This is a genomic window from Microbacterium sp. 22195 (assembly GCF_052056515.1).
Classification (GTDB): domain Bacteria; phylum Actinomycetota; class Actinomycetes; order Actinomycetales; family Microbacteriaceae; genus Microbacterium.
Genome location: NZ_JBQEPE010000006.1, coordinates 14,814 through 36,902 on the forward strand (window position 1 = coordinate 14,814; position 22,089 = coordinate 36,902).

Genomic DNA, 22,089 nt, shown 5'->3' on the forward strand with positions numbered 1-22,089 from the left:
AGAAACGCCTCGGGAACTCGCGTCTCCGAGGCGTTTCTGATCTCTTCTGCGGATGCCGGGCGTCGGATGCCGGGCGCCGGAGGGCCCGGCGCGGCTCAGCGCAGCGGGTCGAAGGGCTCGATCGCGGGGTCGATGCGGCCGGTCGTGATCTGCTCGGCGAGCAGCTTGCCCGTGGCGGGGCCGAGCACGATGCCCCACATGCCGTGCCCGCCGGCGACGTACACGTTCGGAGCCTGAGTCGCGCCGACCAGCGGCAGGCCGTCGGGCGTGACCGGGCGCGAGCCCATCCACTCGTCCTGGCGCTCCTCGAAGTCGATGCCCTGGAACATCTCCCGTGCCTGGGCGATGATCGCCTGGATGCGGCGCGGCTGGAACGGCTCGTCCGGCCCGCGGAACTCCATGGTGCCGGCGATGCGGAAACGCCCCTGGTACGGAGTGCAGGCGATGCGCTGGAACGGGAAGTACACCGGATGCTCCTGCGGCTGCGCGGTCGCGACCGTGAACGAGTAGCCGCGGCCGGCCTGCACGCGGGTGCGCACCCCGAGCCTGCGGGCGAGCTTGGGCATCCACGCGCCGGTCGCGATGACGACCGAGTCGGCCTCCATCCGCTCGCCGTTGGACAGCGCCACGACCGGGCGGCGCGTCGAGGACACGTCGGTGACCTCCAGTCCGGTGATCAGCTCGGCACCGCGGGCGACGACCGCCTCGCCGAGCGCCTCGACGAAGGGCGCCGGCTCGAAGAAGCGCTGGCCGTCCAGCCGGTAGACGTGCGTGACGGCATCCGACAGCACCGGCGCGAGCTCACGCGGGTTCTCCAGGCGCTCGAACGGCACCTCCTGCCCGTGCCGGACGACGCCCTCGATCTCGTGCAGGAAGCCCTTCGAGTCGGCCTCCTGCTTGAAGCCGATCACGAACGGCCCCTCGCGGGTCCACGAATCCACGCCGCCGTCGAGCAGCTCGTCGAAGCACTCCAGCGCCATCTTGTCGATCGGGGTGAGGGATGCCATGGTTCGGTCCCACGCCTTGTTCGTGCCGTGCGCGGCGAACTGCGCCAGGAACGACCACAGGCCGGCGTCCACGCGGAACGGCACGTGCAGGGCGGCATCCGGGTCGAGCAGAGCCTTCGGCCCGTAGGTCCACAGGCCGGTGTCGGCCAGCGGGATGGTCTTGCCCGGGGTCAGCCAGCCGGCGTTGCCCCACGACGAGCCGGCCGCCACGCCGACCCGGTCGATGACCGTCACCTCGACCCCGCGCTCCTGCAGGTGCCAAGCCGTGGCGAGACCGACCATTCCGGCCCCGACGACGATCGTGCGCGTCATTGCGTCCTCCTGAAGAACACGTCGTTTGACTGGAAGAGGAGCCGAGGCACGACGAAGCCCCGCTCATCCACGATTATGCAGATCTCACTCGTGCGGATGGGGCAACTCGAAAGCTCCTGCGTAAGATCGACGGATACACCGCAGAATCTTCACTCCGAATGGGGAAGCGAGCATGTCGGCATCCGATTCTTCGACGGCCCACCGCACGGCGATGGCGGATGCCGGGCTCGACGCCGTCGATCGCACGATCATCGCCGAGCTCAGCCGCAACGGGCGGCTGTCCAACACCGAGCTCGCGGCGCGCGCGGGGATCGCCGAATCGACCTGCCTCAAGCGCGTGCGCGCCCTGCAGACGAACGGGGTGATCGTGGGCTTCCACGCCGAGATCTCACCGGCGGCGATCGGCCTGCACCTCGAGGCGCTGATCACGATCCGGCTGCACGCGCACGCCCGCGGCGATCTGCGCCGCTTCCAGGCGTACGTGGAGGACCTGCCCGCCACGCAGCGGGTGTACTTCCTCGCCGGCGACCGGGACTTCCTGGTGCACGTCGCGGTTCCGGATGCTGCCGCGCTGCGCGAGCTGGTGTCGGACACGCTCAGCCTTCGGCCGGAGGTGGCGTCGACCTCGACGAGCCTGATCTTCGCGCACGCCGCCGGCTCGCAGGTGCTCTGAGCCCCGGCTCGCGACGCCTTCGCGACCTGGACCGCGCAGCGCGGTCTCAGCCCGCGGTGCGCACCTCGAAGCCGGCATCCGCCAGCGCCGTGCGATCGGCGTCGGCGACACCGGCATCCGTGAGCACCAGCGGGAACAGCGCCGGTCCGCCCACGTGCGCGAAGGACGCGCGGCCGAGTTTGGACGCGTCAGCGACGACCACGGCGCGCGCGGCGCGCTCGGCCATCATCCGGTTCACGGCGGCCTCGGCCTCGTCGTGGGTGGTCGCGCCCTCCGCGGCCGACAGCCCGTTCACGCCGATGAAGGCGATGTCCAGGCGGATGCCGCCGAGCAGCTGCTCGGCGAACGGGCCGACCAGCTCGAAGCTGCGGGCGTGGATCGCACCGCCCGTGACGACCACCTTGAACTCGGGCCGCATCGCGAGCTGAGCGGCGATGTTCACGGCATTCGTCACGACCGTCAGCCCCTCGGCCCCGAGGTCGTCGCGCGCGGCGAGCGCGGTGGCGATCGCGGTCGTCGTGGTCCCGCCGGAGAGCCCGACCACGTCACCGGGGGACACCAGTTCAGCCGCCAGAACCGCGATCTGCTCCTTCGCGCCGGTGCCCAGGTGGCTCTTGTACCGGATCGGCAGCTCGTAGGCGACCGACTGCGCCACGGCGCCGCCGTGCGTGCGGGTGAGCAGGCGTCGCTCGGCGAGACTGTCCAGGTCGCGGCGGGTGGTCGCGGCGGATGCCCCGAAGCGGTCGACGAGCTGCTCGACCGACACCTCGCCCTGTGCGGCGAGCAGGTCGAGGATGGCGGTCAGGCGAGCGGCGCGGTTCATGCTCATCACGCCCGCTCGGCGAGGGCGAACAAGCGCAGCATCCGCGCGGCTTCCTCAGCCACGGCCTCGCGGCCGGGAGCGACGTACTTGCGCGAGTCGACGAGCTTCTCGTCGGCGGCGAGCGTCTCGCGGATCGCGCGCGTGAAGAACCCGTTCAGGTGCGTGGAGACGTTGATCTTCGTCATCCCGGCCTGCACGGCGCGCACGATCACGTCGTCGGCGACGCCGGACGATCCGTGCAGCACGAGCGGCACGTCGCCGCCGTTGCGGCCGATGCCGCGCAGGGCGCTCTTCAGGCGTCCGATCAGGTCGATGTCGAGCGATGCGGAGCGGTCCAGCATCGCATGCGATGATCCGACCGCGACGGCGAGCGAGTCGACGCCCGTGGCCTCGACGAAGGCGCGCGCCTCATCGGGGTCGGTGCGGACGCCGGGCGCATGAGCTCCGTCCTTGCCGCCGACCTCCCCCAGTTCGGCCTCGATGTACACGCCGGCGGCACGGGCGCGACCGGCGATGTCGGCGGTGAGCTCGACGTTCTCCTCGTAGTCGAGCTTGCCGCCGTCGAACATCACCGATCCGAAGCCGAGCTCGATGGCCTCGTCGACGAGCTCGGGGCGCTCGGCATGGTCGAGGTGCACAGCGATCGGGGTCTTGGCCCTGCGGGCGATGGCGAGGGTCGCCCAGCCGATCGGCTCGAGCCCGCCGTGGTAGTCGGCGCAGTTCTGCGAGATCTGCAGGATCACGGGCAGCTGAGCCCGCTCGGATGCCGAGGCCAGCGCCTCGGCGGTCTCGAGGTGGATCACATTGAAGGCGCCGAGGCCGGTGCCGGCGGCGGCGGACGCGCGCATCAGGTCGCGTGCTGAGACGAGGGTCATCGGGTTTCCTTCGGGTCGGATACTGCGGTGCCGGGGGCGGACGCGCGGGATTCTCGTTCGGGAAGCTGTCTCTGAGAGCCCGCGTGCGCATCCGCGAGGTCGGGTCGGGCGGTGACGGTGAGGGCGCGCTCGAGCTCGGGCCAAGAGGGGTGGATGTCGCCGGCGAGAGGCATCAGCACGGCGGCGGCGGACCAGGCCGTCGCCCGGCGCAGGATCGCCTCCGGCTCGCGCACGCCGGCGGCCATCAGCACGGCGCAGGCGGCCACGCCTGCATCGCCTGCGCCCGTGGGGTTGCCCGCGAGCGCCGTGTCGAGCCGGGCGTGCAGGATGCGGACGGCGTCCGGTGCAGCATCCGCGCCGCGCAGCTCGCCGTCGTGGTCCTGTTCCACATCGGGGGCCGACACGCCAGAAAGCGGACGTCTCCCGCGAATCGGTCCGAAATCTGGCGTGTCGGCCCCCTGTGTGTGACCGGCTACGGCGGCCGCCCCGGATGCCGCGGGCACGGAAGGCGCGGCGGACACCGCCAGCATCCCGTCGGCGCCGAGCGAGAGCAGCACCAGTTCGACGCCGCGGCGCAGCAGCTCACGCGCACCGTCGATGGGGTCGTCCAGGCCGGTGGCGTCGCGGAGCTCGTGCTGGTTGGGCTTGAGGACGGATGCCCCGGCATCCGCCGCCGTGAGCATCGCCGGCCCGGAGGTGTCGACGATCACGGTCGCCCCGGCGTCCCGCCCGAGGCGGATGAGCGATGGCAGCAGGTCGTCGGGCGTGCCGGGCGGCAGGCTGCCCGAGATCACGAGCACGTCGTGGCCGCTGGAATCCGCCCGGGCGAGCGCGCGCACCACAGCATCCTTCAGCGCAGCCCACTCGGCATCCGTCGGGGCCTCGCCGCGCTCGTTCACGATCGTCGTGTCGCCCAGCGCCTCGTCGACCAGCGCGATGCTGCGGCGTGTGGCAGCGGTCACGGGCACCAGCACGTGCGGCACACCCGAGGCTTCCAGCTCCGCGGCGAACTCCGCGCCCGTCGCCCCGCCCGAGGTCGTGATCGCCACGGCGGACGCACCCTGCGCGTGCGCGACCCGGGCGACGTTCAGGCCCTTGCCCCCGGCGCGCGACCTCCCGGCATCCGCTCGGTGCACCCCGCCGATCTCCAGCGCGGCGACGTGCCAGGTGAGGTCGAGGGCGGGGTTCGGCGTGACGGTGATGATCATGCGGCCACCGCCGACTCAGCAGGGGACGCCTGCACGATCCGGGAACGGATGCACGACGCATCCGGCGATCCGATCGTGCGGCTGTTCCCGGATCGTGCATCCGTGCCCGGCAGTGCGGAGGTCATGCGTGCGCCGCCTCGCGAGCACGAAGCGCGGAGCCCAGGATGCCGGCGTTGCCGGAGAGCTCGGCGGGGACCAGCACCGGGATGCGGTGGAAGCTCAGCCGGTCGGCCAGTCGCGTCCGCAGCTCGTCGAACAGCGCACCGCCCGCGCGCGACAGGCCGCCGCCGATGACCACGGCCTGCGGCGCCATGACGGCGGTCAGCTGCGCGATCGACATGGTGAGCGCGTCGAGGGCCTCGTTCCAGATCCGCGCGGCGGTCTCGTCGCCCGCGGATGCCAGGGCGATCACCTCGCGTGCGCCGTCGACGACCGTGCCGGTCTCCTCCGCATAGCGCCGCGAGATCGCCCCGGCGGAGGCTCTGGCCTCCAGGCATCCACGAGCGCCGCAGGGGCAGGGCCACTCGCCGATCGGCGAATGGCCGATCTCGCCGGCGTAGCCGCCCGCGGTGTACGGCTGCCCGCCGACGAGCAGCGCGCCGGCGATCCCGGTGCCGATGATCAGCACGACCGCGTCGGCGTAGTCCCGCGCACCGCCGAGCACGCGCTCCGCCCAGCTCGCCGAGCGCACATCGTGGTCGAACCCGACGGGAAGGCCGAACCTCGCGGCCGCCAGGTCCCGGATCGGGGCATCCCGCCAGCCGAGGTTGCTGCTGAACACGGCGATGCCGCTGTCGGCGTCGACGATGCCGGGCACCACCAGGCCGACCGCCTCGGGCACGATCTCCGGATGCTGCTCGCGCAGCTCGTCGGCCAGTTCGGCGAGCCGGTCGATCAGCGACCCCACCGGGTCGTCACCGCCGACCGGAGTGGGCGTTCGCCGCAGTCCGACGGCCGCGCCGGTGGCGTCGAACAGCGCCGACTTGATGTCGGTGCCGCCCACGTCGAAGGCCAGCACGGGCGCGCCCGCGCCGATCGTCGCCGCCGCGGCGAGCCGCTCGCCCGACTCGTCCTTGACGACGTCGGGGATGCGGTCGTGCTCGGTCATGGTGCGTCTCAGTCGTCGAGGATCACGGAGCGGGTCAGGTTGCGCGGCTGGTCGGGGTCGAGGCCCTTGCCCACGGCACGGTCGAGGGCCACGCGGTGCACCCGCACCAGCTCGGCCATCGGGTCGATCGGATGCTGCACGAAGCGCGCTCCGGTCGCCTCGACCTGCGCCTGCAGCCCCTCGGGGGCGGCGCCGAACTGCCAGGTGATGCGGCCGGGCGCGGCGATCGCGATCGGGCCGTGCCGGTACTCCATCGAGCTGTACGACTCGGTCCACGACTGCGAGGACTCGCGCATCTTCAGACCCGCCTCGTGCGCGAGCCCGAAGGTCCATCCCATGCCGAGGAAGCTGTACTGCTCGGCGTCGGCGAGCGCGGGATCGTCGGATGCCTGGCCGTCGAGCACGGCCTGCGCGTCGGCGATCGCCGCATCCAGATCCTCGCCGAGGGATGCCCGGAACAGGGCGAGCGCCGTGGTGGCGAAGCGGGTCTGCACCACCGACTGCTCGTCGGCGAACGGGAGCGCGATGACGGTGTCGGCCAGGTCGACCAGCGGGGAGGTGTCGTCACCGAGCACCGCCACGACCGGGGTCCTGCCCTTGACGCGCTCGGTGAGCTCGAGGACCTCGGTGGTGGTGCCGGAGCGGGTCAGCGCGACGATCGCGTCGTAGCCGCGACCGTACGGGAACTCGGATGCCGTGAACGCGTCGGTCTCGCCGTGACCGGCGGCCTCGCGCAGGGCGGCGTAGGACTGAGCCATGAACCAGGAGGTGCCGCAGCCGACGACGGCGATGCGTGCGCCGGATGCGGGCAGCTGCGCCTGCTCGGCGCGCATCCCGGCCGCGCGGGCCCAGGTCTCCGGCTGCGAGGTGAGCTCCGCGCGCATGTGCGCGCCGGCGGCGTTGGTCATGTCCGACTCCCGAGGATGCAAGTTTGTGAGCGATATACGCATGTAACGCTCACATTATGGCATCCGAGAGGGAGGATTGTCGAGACTCCCCTGCATAATCCCGCAGAAACGCAGGACTCCGCAGCCGGAACCCTATCCGGATGCGGAGTTGTGCAGAACTGCGGAGATGTGCAGCCGGCCCCGGCTCAGCGCCCCTCGGCGGCCTCCGTGTGGTGGCGGATGACCTCGGCGACGACGAAGTTGAACCACTTCTCCGCGAACTCCGGGTCGAGATGGGCCTCCTCGGCGAGCGCGCGCAGGCGCGCCACCTGCTGCTCCTCGCGCTTCGGGTCGGAAGCGGGCATCTCGTGGTCGGCCTTCAGATGACCGACCTGCTGGGTCGCGCGGAAGCGCTCGGCCAGCAGGAAGATCAGGGCGGCATCGATGTTGTCGATGCTGGCTCGCAGGCGCAGCAGCTCGGCGCGGGCGGCTTCGTCGGACATGATCCTCCTCAGTGGTGCGGCGCGGGTGCGACAGTTCGACGATAGTCGGCGGGCTCTGCTCGAATCGCGTGAATTGCGGCATCCGGTGACGGATTCGCGCACGTCACGCGATTCGAGGGCTGCGAGCGCACATAGAGTGTTCGGCATGAGCGCCGACGAGTCCGTGAAGTCAGAGCCCGCCGCAGAGTCGGCGACGGTGCAGGCCGTCGTCGTCGAGGATGCCGCGTCCTCCCCCGCCCCGCCGGTGGTCGAGCCGCCGCTGCCGAGCCGCTCGTTCTGGACGCGCATCGACAAGCCGTTCGCTTTCGGGTTCCTGGTCGCCCTGGGCGGCCTCGCCGCGATCCTGCTCGCCCTGACCCTCTCGAACCTGTCCACCGTGCTGATCTACATCGCGTTCGCGATGTTCGCGGCGCTCGGCCTGGACCCCGCCGTGCGATTCCTCGAGCGGCGCGGGCTCTCGCGCGGCCTCAGTGTGCTCGCGGTGATCCTGGGCCTCGTCGTGGTGCTGGCGCTGATCCTGTGGATGATCATCCCGGTGGTGGTCGAGCAGGTCACGCTGTTCGTCAAGTCCGTGCCGCACCTGATCACCGACTTCATGCACAGCGATGTGTACGCGTTCCTGGAGAAGCAGTTCGGCGACCAGTTCCAGCAGCTCGTCGAGGACGCGCAGAAGTTCCTCACCGACGGCAAGACGTGGCAGGCCGTGGGCGGCGGCGCCCTGCAGGTGGGCAGCTCGATCGCGACCGGCATCTCGGGCTTCATCGTGGTGCTGGTGCTGACGCTGTACTTCGTCGCAGGCCTGCCCACGATCAAGACCGCGATGCTGCGCTTCGCGCCCGCCCGCGACCGGGAGCGGGCCCGCGGCATCACCGACCAGATCACGGACTCCGTCGGCGGCTACGTGCAGGGCATGGTGATCCTGGCGTTCGCGAACGCCATCGTCGCGCTCGTGCTGTACCTGGCGCTGGGCCTGCCGTTCCCGCCTCTGATGGCGACGGTCGCGTTCCTGGTCACGCTGATCCCGCTGGTCGGATCGGTGCTGTTCTGGGCCATCGGCTCGGTGATCGCCCTGTTCGCCGACCCGTGGCACGCGCTGATCTTCGCCGCCGTCTACCTGGTCTACATGCAGGTCGAGGCGTACTTCCTCACGCCGCGTGTGATGAACAAGGCGGTCGCGGTGCCGGGAGCCCTCGTGGTGATCGGCGCGCTAGCCGGCGGCACGCTGCTCGGCCTGCTGGGCGCCCTCGTGGCGGTGCCGGTCACGGCATCCATCCTCATCATCATCAATCAGGTCTGGCTGCCGCGGCAGGATGCCCGGGTCTGAGCATCCCGCCGCGGGGAGGGGGACTCAGTCGAGCCCCTTCTCCTTGAGCCACTTGGCGGCGATGTCCTCGGCCGAGGCCTGATCCACCGTCGACTGCACGTTCATCGAGACGAGGTCCTCGGCGCCGAGCGCGGCGCTGATCGGGTTGATGACCTTGGCGATCTTGTCGGCGATGTCGCTGGATGCGATCGGCACGACGTTCGAGGCCAGGATCATGTTCTTCGGGTCCTTCAGCGCCACGATGTCCTTGGTCTGGAAGGCGGGGTCGGCGGTGTAGATGTCGGCCACCTGCACCTGACCCGCCAGCAGCGACTCGAGCGTGCTCTGAGCCGTGGCCGAGAAGCCGAGGTCGACGTCGTAGATCTTCTTCGCACCGGCGGGGCCGTACGGACGCTGCTCCAGCTCGGGCGCGCCGCCGAGCACGGGCTTCGTCTTCAGCTTGGCCAGGTCGGCGATCGACTCGAGGCCGTTGTCCTGCGCGAACTTCTTCGTGACCGTGTAGGTGTCCTGGTCGCTGGCCTTGGAGTAGTCCAGTGCCTTCAGGGTCTTCGGTAGCGCCTTCTGCAGTGCCGCATACACGTCGTCGGGGCTGGTGGCGGTGGCACTCTTGTCGAGGTACTCCAGCAGGTTGCCGGTGTACTCCGGGAAGAGGTTGATCTTGCCCGATTCCACGTCGGGCATGTAGGCGTCGCGCTGGCCGACGTTGAACTTCTTCTCGACCGTGAATCCGGCCTTCTCGAGCGCCTGCGCGTAGATCTCGGCGATGATCTCGTTGGAGTAGTACGCCTGCGAGCCGACGACGATGGTCTCGCCGCCCTTGTCGGACCCGCCGGTGGCGGAGGGCTCGTCGAGGGGGTTGCCGCTGCCGCATCCGGCGAGCGCGAGGGTCGCGGCGAGCGCGACCCCGACGGCGAGTGCGAGTCGGGACTTCCGTGCGGTGATCATGATGTGCCTCTCTGTGGAGTGGTTGAGCTGCCGAGTGTTCGAGCGGTTCAGGCCGTGACGGATGCCGCGCGGCGCGCGGACCGCCCGGTGCGGTCGGACGAAGACGTGCGGTCGGACGACGGGGAGCGGATGCCGGTCGGCACAGCCGCGCGCTGCAGCGCAGCCAGCAGCAGGTCGACCAGGAGCGCCAGCACGGCGACGAGAAGCGCCCCCGCGAGCACCTGGTCGAATCGCCGCAGCGGGATGCCCTGGATGATCGGCCAGCCGAGGCCGCCGAGGTTCACGTACGCGCCGATCGTGACGGTGGCGATGACCTGCAGCAGGGCGGAGCGGATGCCGCCGACCAGCAGAGGCATGCCGAGCGGGAGCTCGACCTTCGTGAAGATCTGCCACTCGGTCATGCCGACGGCGCGCGCGGCGTCGATCACCCGGCGGTCGATGGCCTCGAAGCCCGTGTAGGCGCCGGCCAGCAGCGAGGGGATGGCGAGCAGCACGAAGGTGATGACGGCGGCCAGCGGTGTCTGCAGCACGCCCAGCAGCAGCACCAGCAGGATGAGGAGCCCGAACGACGGCACGGCGCGTGCTGCGCCCGAGATGGCCACGGCGATCTCCCGCCCCTTACCGGTGTGCCCGATCAGCCAGCCGGCGGGGAGCGCGATGGCCGCTGCCACCAGCACGGAGATCGCGGTGTAGAGGAGGTGCTGTCCGAGCAGGGTGGGCAGGGCGTACTGCCCCTGCCACTGCGCGGGGTCGAGCAGCCAGGCGATCGCATCGGTGAAGAGGTTCATGCGGCCGACCTCACCACGGCGCGCCGGGCTTTCGACGGGCTGAGGGCGCCTCCGCCCGTCGCGGACGCCCGCGTCCACGGCATCAGCATCCGTCCCAGCAGCACCAGGAGCACGTCGATGACGAGCGCGATCACGACCACCGCGACCACGCCGGCGAGCACCTCGGCGATGATGCGCCGCTGCAGGCCGTTGGTGAACAGATAGCCCAGGTTCTCGACGCCGATCAGGATGCCGACGGTCGCCAGCGAGATGGTGCTGACCGCCGCGACGCGCAGACCCGCGAGGATCACCGGACCGGCGAGCGGCAGCTCGACCGTGAAGAACCTGCGCGGGGCGGCGTAGCCCATGGCCGTGGCCGCCTGCCGCACATCGGGGTCGACCGAGTCGAGGCCGTCGGCGACCGCACGCACGAGGATCGCGACCGCGTAGATGGTCAGCGCGATGATCAGATTCGGCTCATCAGTGGCCGAATACCCGAAGACGGCAGGCAGGAGGATCAGCAGCGCGAGCGAGGGGATCGTGTACAGCAGACCGGTGAGCACGATGACCGGGCCGCGCACCAGCCGGTACCGCCAGGCCACCCAGCCCAGCGGGACTGACAGGAGCAGTCCCAGCACGATCGGCGTCGCGCTCTGCTTGAGGTGCACGAGCGTGAGCCCGAGGATCAGGTCCAGGTTGTCGCCGACCCAGTTCACGTCAGGTCCCGTCCCTCAGCACGCCCTGGGTGCGTCCCTCGGAGTCCACGACGACCGTGCCGCGCGGGGTCTGCTTGAGCGAGAGCGCGCGGCGGCCGCGCTCGGCGCCGATGAACGCCTCGACGAAGGCATCCGCCGGGTTCTCGATGATCTCGCTGGGGCTGCCGACCTGCACGATCCGCGCGCCCTTGTCGAGGATGACCACCTGGTCGCCGAGCAGGAACGCCTCGTCGATGTCGTGCGTGACGAACACGACCGTCTTGTCGAGCTCGACCTGCAGGCGGATGAGCTCCTGCTGCAGGTCGGCGCGCACGATCGGGTCGACGGCGCCGAAGGGCTCGTCCATCAGCAGGATGTTCGGGTCGGCCGCGAGTCCGCGGGCGACGCCCACGCGCTGCTGCTGGCCTCCGGAGAGCTGGCTGGGATACCGCTCGGCGAGTGCGGCATCCAGGCCCACCGTGCTCAGCAGCTCCCGCGCCCGGCCATGCGCCTCGGCGCGGCTCACGCCGTTCAGCCGCAGCACGGTCGACACGTTGTCGATCACCGTGAAGTGCGGCATGAGCCCGGAGTTCTGCATCACGTACCCGATGCTGCGCCGCAGCTGCACCGGGTCGCGGTCGAGCACGCTCTCGCCGTCGATCGCGATCGTCCCCGCGGTCGGGTCGACCATCCGGTTGATCATGCGCAGCAGTGTGGTCTTGCCGCATCCGGACGACCCGACGAAGACGGTCGTCTTGCGGGAGGGCAGCACGAGGCTGAAGTCCTCGACGGCCAGCGTGCCGTCGGGGAAGCGCTTCGAGACCGAAGTGAACTCGATCATCCGCCGCGGCCTACCGGCCGACCTGCACGCTCGGATCGAATGCGAGGTAGCCGGAGAAGTCGCGACCCACCTTCTCGATCGCGGTGGGGTACGGGGTCGGGTACGCCCAGACCAGGTCCTTGTGCGTCGTCCCGTCGAGCACCAGCGAGTAGTACTGGCACACGCCCTTCCACGGACAGGTGTACGGCGTGGGGCTCTCGACGAGCTCGCCCTGCCGCAGCGCGGTGGCGGGGAAGTAGTGGTTGCCTTCGATCACGATCGTCTCGGCGTCATCCGCCTCAGCGATCACGGTTCCTTCGAGTACTGCCTTCATGTGCGTACCTCCTGGCGTCCTTTCGAGCGTAGGCGACACCTCCGACAACGCGCAGGAGTCGCGGGAACTTCCCGGATTCCCGGCATCCGTTCTCGCGGCATCCGCGGCATCCGCCGCATCCGCTCTCGCGGAGATGTGCGGAATTCCGGACGATCCGGCGCGAGAACCTCCGAGATTCTGCACATCTCCGAAATGATGCCCGGAATCGGGGTGGCCGGATGCCCGGATCAGGCCGACTGGCGGCCGTACGCCTCCAGCAGCCGCAGCCACACCTCGTTCATGGTCGGATAGGCCGGCACCGCGTGCCAGAGCCGGCTGATCGGTACCTCGCCGGTGACCGCGATCGTGGCGGCCTGGAGCAGCTCGGCGACGTCGGCGCCGACGAACGTGACGCCCAGCAGCACCTCGCGCTCGGTGTCGACGATCATGCGCGCCTGCCCCTGGTAGCCGTCCGCGTGCAGGCCCGAGCCCGCCACCCAGCCGAGGTCGTAGTCGACGACCTCGATCTCGTGGCCGGCCGCGCGGGCGGCATCCGCCGTGAGGCCCACCGAGGCGACCTCGGGCTCGGAGAAGACCACCTGCGGCACGGCCGCGTGATCGGCGGTCGCGACGTGTCGGCCCCAGGGCTGGTCGGCGACCACCTCGCCGCGCGAGCGCGCCGCGATCACGTCGCCCGCGGCGCGCGCCTGGTACTTGCCCTGATGGGTGAGCAGCACCCGGCCGTTCACGTCCCCGACCGCGTACAGCCAGTCGCTCCCCGGCACGCGCAGGGTGTCGTCGACCTCGATGTAGCGCCCGGGCTCCAGCCCTACGGTCTCCAGGCCGATGTCCCCGCTGCGCGGGGTGCGCCCGGTGGCGGCGAGCACCTCGGATGCCGTGATCTCCTCGCCGTCGCCGACCGTGACGACGACGTGATCGCCGTCACGGCGCACCGCCGAGGTGGCGGTGTTCAGCCGCACGTCCACGCCCATGCCGCGCAGGCCTTCGGCGACCCGCTCACCGGCGAACGGCTCCATGCCGCCGAGCAGTCCGCTCCGCGCGATGAGGGTGACGGATGCCCCGAGCCCGGCGTACGCGGTGGCCATCTCCACCGCCACGACACCGCCTCCGATGATCGCCAGGGACTCCGGCACGTGATCGGCACTGGTCGCCTCGCGGCTGGTCCACGGCTTCGCATCCGCGAGCCCGGGGATGCCGGGGATCGTCGCATCCGTGCCGGTGCTGATCGCGACCGCCTGACTGGCGCGCAGCACCCGGTCGCCGACCGTGACCTCGCGTTCCCCGCTGAGGCGGCCGTGTCCGCGCACCAGGTCGATGCCGGCGCCGTTCAGCCAGTCGACCTGGCCGTCGTCCTTCCAGTTCGAGGTGAAGGAGTCGCGGCGGGCGAGGACGTCCGCAGGGCTCAGCGTTCCGCCGTTCACTCCCTTGACATGCTGCGCCGCGCGCAGCGCCTGGATCGGGCGCAGCAGCGCCTTCGACGGCATGCACGCCCAGTACGAGCATTCGCCGCCGACCAGCTCGCTCTCCACGATCACGGCGGTCAGGCCGCCCTGCACGGCCCGATCGGCCACGTTCTCCCCGACAGGTCCGCCACCCAGCACGATCAGGTCGTATTCGTCGCTCATTGCCTCAGTCTTGCTCAGCATCCGCCCGGCAGGGGGCACCGGCGCGTCCGGATCGGAAAAGCACTCGCACGGCCGTCCGTCCGGAGTGGATCAGAAACGCGTCCGAGGGGCGCTGTTCCGGTGCAATTCTGATCCGGGCTGCTGACGGACAGATGGCCTGGATCAGAAACGCCCCGCTCCGCGGCTGTTCCGATCCGTTTCTGATCCGCGCTGCAGGCGGTGGGAGAAACGCGCGGCTGCGCTCAGCGCGCCGGGAGGATGACCGTCGGCGTCGGTGCCGATGTCGTGTGACGCACGTCGCGCGGAGCGCCGGTGCGCTCGTCGAGGTCGATCGCGCTGATCGTGCCCGAGCGCTGTCCGGCGACCAGCAGCACGCCCTCGTGCACGAGGTGGTGACGCGGCCAGTCGACGCCGGAGTCGGCGAGCGCGAGGGGCTCGACCGCCTCGCCGGAGCCGCGCACCCGCAGCGCCGAGATCGTGTTGCTGCCGCGCAGCGCCGTGTACAGCGTGTGCCCGTCGCGGGAGACGGCGAGCTCGGCGGGGGTGTCGAACCCGACCTGCGCGATCGGCGAGGCGGTGGTGGCGGACGCCAGCCCCCAGCTGCCGTCGCGGGCGGATGCCAGGGTGAACACCTCGCAGGAGTACTCGGTCACGACGTGCAGGTGGCCGCTGGGGTGCATGACCATATGCCGCGGACCGGTGCCGCGCGGCAGCACGACCTCGTGGTCCAGCACGAGTCCGGTGCCCGAAGGGCGCCAGATCCGCACCAGATCGAAGCCCAGGTCGGTGGTGGCGATGCGACCGTCGGGCAGGAACGCGGCGGCGTGCGCGTGCGAGACGCGCGGCTCCTCACCGGTCGGGGTCGGGTACGGGTCCGTCGCCGCGGCGGGATCGGTGTCGTCCTCGGGCTCCGCCTCCCCGAAGAGCGCCGCGCGCAGGGCCGCGGCCTTGTCGGGCGCGGCCGGCACGATGCTCCCGTCAGCGCCGAGGCCGTAGCGGATGACGCGTCCGTCGCCGTAGCAGCTGGCGATCAGCATCCGTCCGTCCGGGGAGACGGCGAGGTGGCAGACGTACTCACCGGCGTCGACCGCGGGACCGAGCGGACGCAGCGTCGCCTCGCCGCTGCGCGCGAAGGCCTGGACGGCGGCCGAGCCCTCCAGCGCCGAGTACACGATGTCGAGGGTGGGATGCTGCGCCAGCCACGACGGCGAGGAGACCGGCGCAGCGGTGCCGCGGTAGGTCAGCGTCGATGCGCCGCGCCCCTCATCGACGGAGAGGAAGCCGATGCCCTCGGCATCCCCGTCCATGTCGTCGCCGTACCCGCCGACCCAGAACCGCGTCACTTCACGCACCTGCCCTTGCACGTCGAGAGCACGGGACGTCGCCGAGCGCACGGGACGATAACGCGAAGAACCCGTGCACTCGGCGAGATGCCGTGCACTCGACGGGTGAGAGGGGGAGCATGGGCCGAGGCGTCAGTCGACCAGGTCGTGGCGCACGATGACCTGCTCGCGCTCGGGTCCCACGCCGATCACCGAGATGCGCGTGTTGCTCATCTTCTCCAGCGCCAGCACGTAGTCCTGGGCGGTCTGCGGCAGGTCCTCGAAGGAGCGCGCCTTCGAGATGTCCTCGCTCCAGCCCGGGAAGTACTCGTAGATCGGCTTGGCGTGGTGGAAATCGGTCTGGTTGACCGGCACGTCGTCGAAGCGCACGCCGTCGACGTCGTAGGCGACGCACACCGGGATCTGCTCCAGGCCGGTCAGCACGTCGAGCTTGGTGAGCACCAGGTCGGTGATGCCGTTCACGCGCGTGGCATAGCGGGTGATGGGTGCGTCGTACCAGCCGGTGCGCCGCAGGCGGCCCGTGGTGGTGCCGTATTCGAAGCCGGTCTTGCGCAGCCACTCGCCCATCTCGTCGAGCAGCTCGGTGGGGAACGGACCCGAGCCGACGCGGGTCGTGTACGCCTTCACGATGCCGACGATGCGGTCCAGGCGGTTCGGGCCCACGCCGGAACCGGCCGCCGCACCCGCGGAGGTCGCGGTGGACGAGGTCACGAACGGGTAGGTGCCGTGGTCGACGTCGAGCATGGTGGCCTGACCGCCCTCGAACACGACGACCTCGCCGCGGTCGAGCGCCTCGGCGACCAGGTGGCCGGTGTCGGCGACCATCGGGCGCAGCCGGTCGGCGTAGGTGAGCAGCTCGTCGACGATCTCGTCGCAGGTGATCGCGCGGCGGTTGAAGATCTTCACCAGCAGGTGGTTCTTCTGGTCGAGCGCGCCCTCCACCTTCTGCCGCAGGATGTTCTCGTCGAACAGATCCTGCACGCGGATGCCGACGCGGTTGATCTTGTCGGCGTAGGCGGGGCCGATGCCGCGGCCGGTGGTGCCGATGTTGCGCTTGCCGAGGAAGCGCTCGGTGACCTTGTCGAGCGTGCGGTGGTACTGCGTGATGATGTGCGCGTTGGCGCTGACCTTGAGCTTGGAGACGTCGACACCGCGGGCGGAGAGCGCCTCGAGCTCCTGGAACAGCACCTCCAGGTCGACCACGACGCCGTTGCCGATCACCGGCGTGACACCGGGGGTCAGGATGCCGGAGGGCAGCAGGTGCAGGGCGTACTTCTCGTCGCCGACGACGACGGTGTGCCCGGCGTTGTTGCCGCCGTTGAACTTGACGACCCAGTCGGTGCGCTCGCCGAGCAGGTCTGTCGCCTTGCCCTTGCCCTCATCGCCCCACTGGACGCCGACGATAACGATTCCTGGCATGGGTGTACCCCCTGGTACTGCACGCTGTTCGCCGGGTTTGCACCGGCAGATGAGCTGGCCCGAACGGGCGTGTCCATCCTACCGGAGGGGGTCGGACGACCCACGGGCTCGGATCCGGGGATGACCGATATTCCGATATGCCCTACGGTGGGGGCCATGAAGGCGCTTCCCCCACGCCGTCGTCTCGCGGCGCCCGTCCTCGCTCTCGGCACGCTCTTCGGCGTGCTCACCACACTGATCGCGGCCCCCGCGAACGCCGCGACGGTCGCGCACTGGGCTGACTGGGATGAGCTGTCCGGCACGGCCGGCGCGTACACGACCGCCGTGCGCATCGCGGATGCTCCCGCGCTGAGCGCCATCGTCACCTCGGACTCCCGCGCCGGCTCCGGCACAGGACGCATCTCCGGAGCATCCAACTGGCTCTCCGGCGACACCCCTGTCGGGCAGAAGTACGGGTCGAGCAGGAACCAGCCGTATCTGAACCTGCGCCCGCTGGCTGACAACGCGACCTCACCGTCCACGACGACCTACACGTTCTCGCGCGCCACTCCGGTATCCGGCTGGACCTTCGTGCTCGGCGACATCGACGCGGACAGCGTCCGGATCAGCGCCACGGGTCCCGGCGGAGCAGCCCTGACGGCATCCGATCTCGGCTTCCGCGGCGGGTTCAACTACTGCGCCGGCGATCTGACCGGCAAGCCCTCCTGCACGGGGGACGCCACCGATGTGCCCAGCTGGGATCCCGCGACGCTCACGCTGACGGGCAACGCCGCGGCCGCCGACACCGACGGCGCCGCCGCCTGGTTCGAGCCGACGGCGCCGATCGAGACCCTGACCTTCTCGTTCACGCAGCGGGCGGGCTTCCCGGTGTACCAGACCTGGTTCGCCGCACTGTCTCGCGATATCACCGGCTCCGTCACGGATGCTGCCGGCCCCGTCGGCGGTGTCGAACTGACCCTCACGGATGCCGGCGGCACCGTGATCGGGACCACGGCCACCGATGCGACCGGCGCCTACGCGTTCCCCGGGATCCAGGCCACGTCGGGCTACACCGTCACGGCGACGCCGCCCTCCGGACGCGCCCTGGACGGCCCCGGTCAGCGTCCGGTCGATCTCACCGCGTCGGACGGCGTCGCCGACTTCCGGATCCGGGATCTCGCTCCCGTCACGGTGAGCGGTTCGGTGCGGGACGCCGAGGGCATGGGCATCCCGGGCGTGACGGTCACGATCCCCGGCGTCGGCGACGCGGTCACGGGACCCGACGGCGCGTATCAGTTCCCCGACGTGCCGGCGGGCCAGTACGCGGCGACCCTCAAGGGCATCCCGGAGGGGTACACCGTGACGACCGCTCCGCCGCCGTTCACGATCCCCGTGGGGTCGGAGGCCGCAGTGGAGGATGTCGACTTCGTGATCACGCTGGACGCGGTCGGCCCCGTCGACCCGGTGGATCCGGAGAGTCCGGATGACGGTTCGACCCCTCCCGGTGGCCAGCGCCCCGGCACGGGGATGCTCCCCGCGACAGGTGCGGACTCCACGGGGCCGCTGACCCTCGCGGGTCTGCTGCTCGGAGCCGGCGCCGCCGTCCTGGCCCTGGGGCGCCTGCGCTCCGCACGCCGCTGACGCGACGCGCACCCGCCGACCGAGCCCCCCGGGAGGCGTCGCTCAGCGCGGCGGGAGCTCTGCGCTCACGCCCTGACGGGCGAGGACCTCCGCAGCCTGCACGCGTTTGAGCTCGAGCGAGCGCCCGATCTCCTGGGCGAGCCGCGGGCGGGAGCGCACGAGCTGGTCGACTGTCGCCAGCGGCAGCACGACGACGGTCAGGATCTCCGCCGCGATCGTGAGGGCCTGTGTGCGCTCACGCGTCAACGCGGTCTGTCCGATCAGCTCGCCGGGGTCCGTGACGCCGACCTCGACCCGGCCGCCGTCCGCTTCGACCAGGATCGAGGCGCGTCCGCTGACCACGATCCGCACCTCGTCCGGCACCACGCCCACGGGCAGCACCGTCTCGCCGACGCCGTACCGCTCCAGGCGCGCTGCGGCGCGCACGTCGTCGCGGTCCTCTTCTCTCAGATGCAGCGTCGCCCCGACGGCGTCGATCGCCTCGTCCAGCCTGGCGGGCTCCGCCACCGGGTCGGTCGCGTCGCCGTCCAGCGCGAACCCCCGGCGCCGCGCGGCGTACCAGAGCCAGGAGAGGTAGACCGTGAGCGCCGGTGACGCGTCCGGCGGCGCCGGCACGGGAATCGACACCGTGTACGCGGCGGCACCGGCGTACTCCACGCTCGCGCGCTCCCCGGGGATCCGCGTCGGCAGCCCGTCGGCCACCTCCACCAGCAGCGCCATGACCTCGTGCGGAGGATCGTCGGTCGAGAACTTCAGCGTCGCCGTGGCGCTGTGAGGGCCCGCCGGCTCACTGAGGTTCGTGAAGGACGCTCCGGACAGCGTCGAGTTCGGCACGATCTGGATGCCCGAGCCCGTGTCGATGTGCACCGCACGCCAGTTGACCTCCACCACGCGTCCCCGCACTCCGCCGGTGTCCAGCCAGTCACCGATCTTGAACGGCTGCTCGAAGAGCAGCAGCAGGCCGGACACCACCCCTCCGATGGCATTCTGCAGTGCCAGGCCGATCACGATCGAGCCGACTCCGAGGGCGGTGAACACGGCCCCGACGTCGGTGCCCCACACCCACGAGAACAGGATGCCCAGGCCCACCGCGACGAGCACCAGCCGCGCGATCTCGATGAAGATCGTCGGGATCCGCTCCTGCCAGGACCCGGGGGACGCGTTGGCGAACACCGCCACATTGAACGCCGAGAGCACCAGCAGGATCAGCAGGAACCCGAAGACGGTCGCCACGACCCGCACCCACACGTTCTCGGCATCCGACTGCACGGCGAACGCGAGCAGCGCGAACAGCGCACCCGCCGGGATGACGCCGTTGCGCAGCAAGCGCAGCGGCCCCTCCAGGGGATTGCCGCGGCGGCGCAGCATCCCGATCACCTCGGTGAGCACCACGAGCACGACCGGCACCCCCACCGCGAGGGCGAGCACCCACCAGCCCCAGCCGTCGGCGAATGCCTCGGCCATCTCAGGCCACCTTCCAGACGGTCTCGGTTCTGCCATCGGCCTCGACCGTGCCCGCCTGCACGTATTCGACGAGCTCACGAGTGCGGTCGTAGACGGTCTGGCTGACGTACACTCCCGGCTCCCCGCTGACGGAGCGCACCCGGTAGGCGAGACTCACCGCATCGCCCCACAGGTCGTACGCGAGACTCGTGCGCGCGACCAGACCGCTGGTCACCGTCCCGGAGTCGATCCCGGCGCGCAGCGCGATCGAGGCGCCGTACTGCGCGTTGAAGCGCTCTATCACGCCGAGCAGACCGGTCGCGAACTCGACGCTGCGACGCACGCTGTCCACCCGGGGTACGGCCAGACCAGAGGAGGCCAGGTAGCCGCCGTGCAGTGTGCGCACCTTCTCGACCCCGGCCTTCTCCGCCGCCTCGTCGAATCCGCGCATGAGCGCGTTGAGCCGGCTGATCTCCTCCTCAGGCCCGAGGCCCGCGGCATGGTCGTCGAAGCCCACCAGCTCGGCGTACACCACGGCGACGTTCTCGTGCGCCTCGCTGATCGCCTCGTCGCCCTGGCGGTAGCGCGCGGCGACGCGCTCGGGCATCAGCGTGTGCAGCAGCTTGTCGTTCTCCGCGCGCTGCTCGTCGATCAGCTGCTGTTTGACCCGCAGGCTGGACGCCATGTCGTTGAAGGCGCTCCCCAGATCGCCGAACTCGTCCCGTGAGCCCTGAGGGACCTGCACGTCGAGGTCGCCCTCGGCGACGCGGTGCACAGCGCCGACCAGTCGGTGGATGGGACGGGTGAAGACCTGCGCGAGAAGCAGGGACAGCAGCGAGACCCCCAGCAGGATGCCCAGCAGCGAAAGCAGCACGTTGCGGGTGAACTCGGCGACCGGGGCGAAGGCCTCGGCACTGTCGATCCGCGCGATGATCACCCAGTCGAGCCCTTCGACGTCGAGCGGCGCATAGGCGGTGACGCTGTCGCCGCCGATGTAGTCGCGCCCGATGACGGTCCCGCTCCTGCCGGCCTGCGCCTGGGCGACGGCGAACGTGTCCACGGGTTGCAGCAGCACCGTCCCCTTCACCTCGCCGATGCGCTTGGCGACGGTCGGAGCGATACCGCCCGCGATGAGGCGTTCGACGTAGTCCTTCGGATCCTCGACGAGACGTCGCGATGTGCTGCGCATGGTGTCGTCGCGACCGACCAGGTAGACCTCGCCGGTGTCGCCGAGCCCCTGCTGCTTCCACCCCTCCCTGCCCGTCATGACGTCGTTGATCTGACTCAGCGGCACCTGGAACGCGATGGCCCCGGTGATGCGCGACTCGTTGCCCACCGGCGAGACGACCCAGATGCTGGGCACGTTCATCGAGGGGATCCAGCGTTCGAAATCGGTCATGCCAACCGAGTCGACCGAGTTCGTCGCGATCGTGTCGCGATAGGTCTGCGCGAACGCCGTGTCGCGGTACGGGCCGGTGTTGAGGTTCGTGCCGAGATCGACTCCCTTGTAGGCGGAGAACACCACGTCGCCCTCGAGGTTCAGCAGCAGGGCATCCTCGTACCCGGCGCGCGTGATGAGCCGCGTGAAGTAGTCGCCATAGCGTTCGGCGGCCGCCGAGTACGCCGTGCCGTCACCCGCGTCGTTGAACTGCAGCAGTTCGTCGTAGTCGGCGTCGAAGTCCTCGTTGCGCACCGTGTACTGCGCCTGCAGGTACCGCCCTGCGTTCGACTCGGGGATGAAGGCCGAGTCGCCGTACTCCTCGGATGCCCGCTTCTCGAGCTCCGGGATGAACGTGTCGGCGTAGTACTTCTCGAGCCGTTCGCTCTGCTCGGGGCTGAGTTCGCGCTGCTGGAGCTCGTCGAACGCGGCGTTCAGCTCACGCGAGAGCGTCTGTGCGCTGAGGTTACGGGAGTTCAGCGACGCCGAGTCCTTGACCTGCTCGATCGCGTCGGTGATCTCGGCGGCACGCATCGAGCGGATCGTGATGAGCTGGTCGACCGCGGCGTCGTGCAGCCCCTGCCGCCCATTGACGAATCCGATCGCGCCGACGATGACCGATGAGACGAGACTCACCCCCAGCAGCATGATCAGCAGCTTGGACTGGATGCTGAGCCCCGGTCGAGCTCCGCGTCCGGCCCGCTTCCCTCTTCTGGCCCTGGTCATGTCCGAGGTCGCCTGCGACACCGTCTTCTCCCACCCTCCGTGAACGGCTCCACCCCCATGGAATCCCCGCCTGGGCATCAACATATCGGTATACCGGTCCGAAGATCGAGGAAAATATCTGCTTCGCCAACGGTCACCGACACGCACTGGCGGGAAACGCACGATGCCTGGCCGCCGTCGCGGTCGACCGATGT

General features: G+C 70.4%; 20 protein-coding genes. 3 read left to right on the forward strand and 17 right to left on the reverse strand.

Annotated elements, in window-relative coordinates; genetic code table 11:
• Nucleotides 1–95: 95 nt before the first annotated feature.
• A complete protein-coding gene (locus ACTJJ4_RS15725) occupies nt 96–1,319 on the reverse strand; it encodes an NAD(P)/FAD-dependent oxidoreductase (protein WP_440944185.1) in 1,224 nt (407 codons plus the stop codon).
• Nucleotides 1,320–1,491: 172 nt separating this feature from the next.
• On the opposite strand from ACTJJ4_RS15725, the gene ACTJJ4_RS15730 reads away from it, so the two are divergent.
• On the forward strand, nt 1,492–1,992 hold the full coding sequence (locus ACTJJ4_RS15730; protein WP_440944186.1) for an Lrp/AsnC family transcriptional regulator: 501 nt from the start codon (nt 1,492–1,494) through the stop codon (nt 1,990–1,992).
• 46 nt (nt 1,993–2,038) lie between these two features.
• Here the strand turns inward: ACTJJ4_RS15730 and ACTJJ4_RS15735 are convergent, their stop codons facing one another.
• The 6 genes from ACTJJ4_RS15735 to ACTJJ4_RS15760 form a co-directional block, all read right to left on the reverse strand.
• Entirely contained in the window at nt 2,039–2,815 is a 777-nt protein-coding gene (locus ACTJJ4_RS15735) for a DeoR/GlpR family DNA-binding transcription regulator (RefSeq protein WP_440944323.1), read from the reverse strand.
• Nucleotides 2,816–2,820: 5 nt separating this feature from the next.
• Nucleotides 2,821–3,690 carry a class II fructose-bisphosphate aldolase gene (locus ACTJJ4_RS15740; RefSeq protein WP_440944187.1) on the reverse strand — a complete coding sequence of 290 codons (870 nt, stop codon included), beginning with the start codon at nt 3,688–3,690 and terminating at the stop codon, nt 2,821–2,823.
• Nucleotides 3,687–4,898 carry a 1-phosphofructokinase family hexose kinase gene (locus ACTJJ4_RS15745; protein ID WP_440944188.1) on the reverse strand — a complete coding sequence of 404 codons (1,212 nt, stop codon included), beginning with the start codon at nt 4,896–4,898 and terminating at the stop codon, nt 3,687–3,689. Before ACTJJ4_RS15745 ends, ACTJJ4_RS15740 begins: the two co-directional genes overlap by 4 nt.
• Nucleotides 4,899–5,019: 121 nt before the next feature.
• Nucleotides 5,020–6,006, reverse strand: coding sequence for an ROK family protein (locus tag ACTJJ4_RS15750; protein WP_440944189.1), 987 nt, complete (start codon nt 6,004–6,006; stop codon nt 5,020–5,022).
• Nucleotides 6,007–6,014: 8 nt separating this feature from the next.
• Nucleotides 6,015–6,914, reverse strand: coding sequence for an SIS domain-containing protein (locus tag ACTJJ4_RS15755; RefSeq protein ID WP_440944190.1), 900 nt, complete (start codon nt 6,912–6,914; stop codon nt 6,015–6,017).
• A gap of 185 nt (nt 6,915–7,099) precedes the next feature.
• Complete coding sequence (locus ACTJJ4_RS15760) at nt 7,100–7,396, reverse strand: chorismate mutase (RefSeq protein ID WP_285631202.1); 297 nt, start codon at nt 7,394–7,396, stop codon at nt 7,100–7,102.
• 145 nt (nt 7,397–7,541) lie between these two features.
• Here ACTJJ4_RS15760 and ACTJJ4_RS15765 point away from each other — a divergent pair, with 145 nt between their 5' ends.
• The gene (locus tag ACTJJ4_RS15765; RefSeq protein WP_440944191.1) at nt 7,542–8,720 is read left to right on the forward strand and encodes an AI-2E family transporter; all 1,179 of its coding nucleotides are present in this window, start codon (nt 7,542–7,544) and stop codon (nt 8,718–8,720) included.
• A 24-nt stretch (nt 8,721–8,744) separates the two neighbouring features.
• Here the strand turns inward: ACTJJ4_RS15765 and ACTJJ4_RS15770 are convergent, their stop codons facing one another.
• The 8 genes from ACTJJ4_RS15770 to ACTJJ4_RS15805 form a co-directional block, all read right to left on the reverse strand.
• On the reverse strand, nt 8,745–9,665 hold the full coding sequence (locus tag ACTJJ4_RS15770) for an ABC transporter substrate-binding protein (protein ID WP_440944192.1): 921 nt from the start codon (nt 9,663–9,665) through the stop codon (nt 8,745–8,747).
• A 47-nt stretch (nt 9,666–9,712) separates the two neighbouring features.
• Nucleotides 9,713–10,453: an ABC transporter permease gene (locus ACTJJ4_RS15775; RefSeq protein WP_440944193.1), complete on the reverse strand. Its 741-nt coding sequence runs from the start codon at nt 10,451–10,453 to the stop codon at nt 9,713–9,715.
• The gene (locus ACTJJ4_RS15780; RefSeq protein WP_440944194.1) at nt 10,450–11,148 is read right to left on the reverse strand and encodes an ABC transporter permease; all 699 of its coding nucleotides are present in this window, start codon (nt 11,146–11,148) and stop codon (nt 10,450–10,452) included. The genes ACTJJ4_RS15775 and ACTJJ4_RS15780 overlap by 4 nt, the downstream gene beginning before the upstream one ends.
• Nucleotide 11,149: 1 nt before the next feature.
• On the reverse strand, nt 11,150–11,968 hold the full coding sequence (locus ACTJJ4_RS15785) for an ABC transporter ATP-binding protein (RefSeq protein WP_440944195.1): 819 nt from the start codon (nt 11,966–11,968) through the stop codon (nt 11,150–11,152).
• A 10-nt stretch (nt 11,969–11,978) separates the two neighbouring features.
• The gene (locus tag ACTJJ4_RS15790; RefSeq protein ID WP_440944196.1) at nt 11,979–12,281 is read right to left on the reverse strand and encodes a DUF427 domain-containing protein; all 303 of its coding nucleotides are present in this window, start codon (nt 12,279–12,281) and stop codon (nt 11,979–11,981) included.
• A gap of 227 nt (nt 12,282–12,508) precedes the next feature.
• Entirely contained in the window at nt 12,509–13,906 is a 1,398-nt protein-coding gene (locus ACTJJ4_RS15795) for a dihydrolipoyl dehydrogenase family protein (RefSeq protein WP_440944197.1), read from the reverse strand.
• Nucleotides 13,907–14,148: 242 nt separating this feature from the next.
• A complete protein-coding gene (locus ACTJJ4_RS15800) occupies nt 14,149–15,249 on the reverse strand; it encodes a lactonase family protein (protein WP_440944198.1) in 1,101 nt (366 codons plus the stop codon).
• 132 nt (nt 15,250–15,381) lie between these two features.
• Nucleotides 15,382–16,668 (reverse strand): adenylosuccinate synthase, encoded by a 1,287-nt coding sequence (locus tag ACTJJ4_RS15805; RefSeq protein WP_285631180.1) that lies wholly within the window; start codon nt 16,666–16,668, stop codon nt 15,382–15,384.
• Nucleotides 16,669–16,824: 156 nt separating this feature from the next.
• Between ACTJJ4_RS15805 and ACTJJ4_RS15810 the strand changes: the two genes are divergently transcribed.
• Nucleotides 16,825–18,288 carry an MSCRAMM family protein gene (locus tag ACTJJ4_RS15810; RefSeq protein WP_440944199.1) on the forward strand — a complete coding sequence of 488 codons (1,464 nt, stop codon included), beginning with the start codon at nt 16,825–16,827 and terminating at the stop codon, nt 18,286–18,288.
• Between the two features lie 42 nt (nt 18,289–18,330).
• On the opposite strand, the gene ACTJJ4_RS15815 is transcribed toward ACTJJ4_RS15810, so the two are convergent.
• Together ACTJJ4_RS15815 and ACTJJ4_RS15820 are read right to left on the reverse strand one after the other, a co-directional pair.
• Entirely contained in the window at nt 18,331–19,752 is a 1,422-nt protein-coding gene (locus ACTJJ4_RS15815) for a mechanosensitive ion channel domain-containing protein (RefSeq protein WP_440944200.1), read from the reverse strand.
• A 1-nt stretch (nt 19,753) separates the two neighbouring features.
• A complete protein-coding gene (locus ACTJJ4_RS15820; RefSeq protein WP_440944201.1) occupies nt 19,754–21,916 on the reverse strand; it encodes an adenylate/guanylate cyclase domain-containing protein in 2,163 nt (720 codons plus the stop codon).
• Between the last annotated feature and the right edge of the window lie 173 nt (nt 21,917–22,089).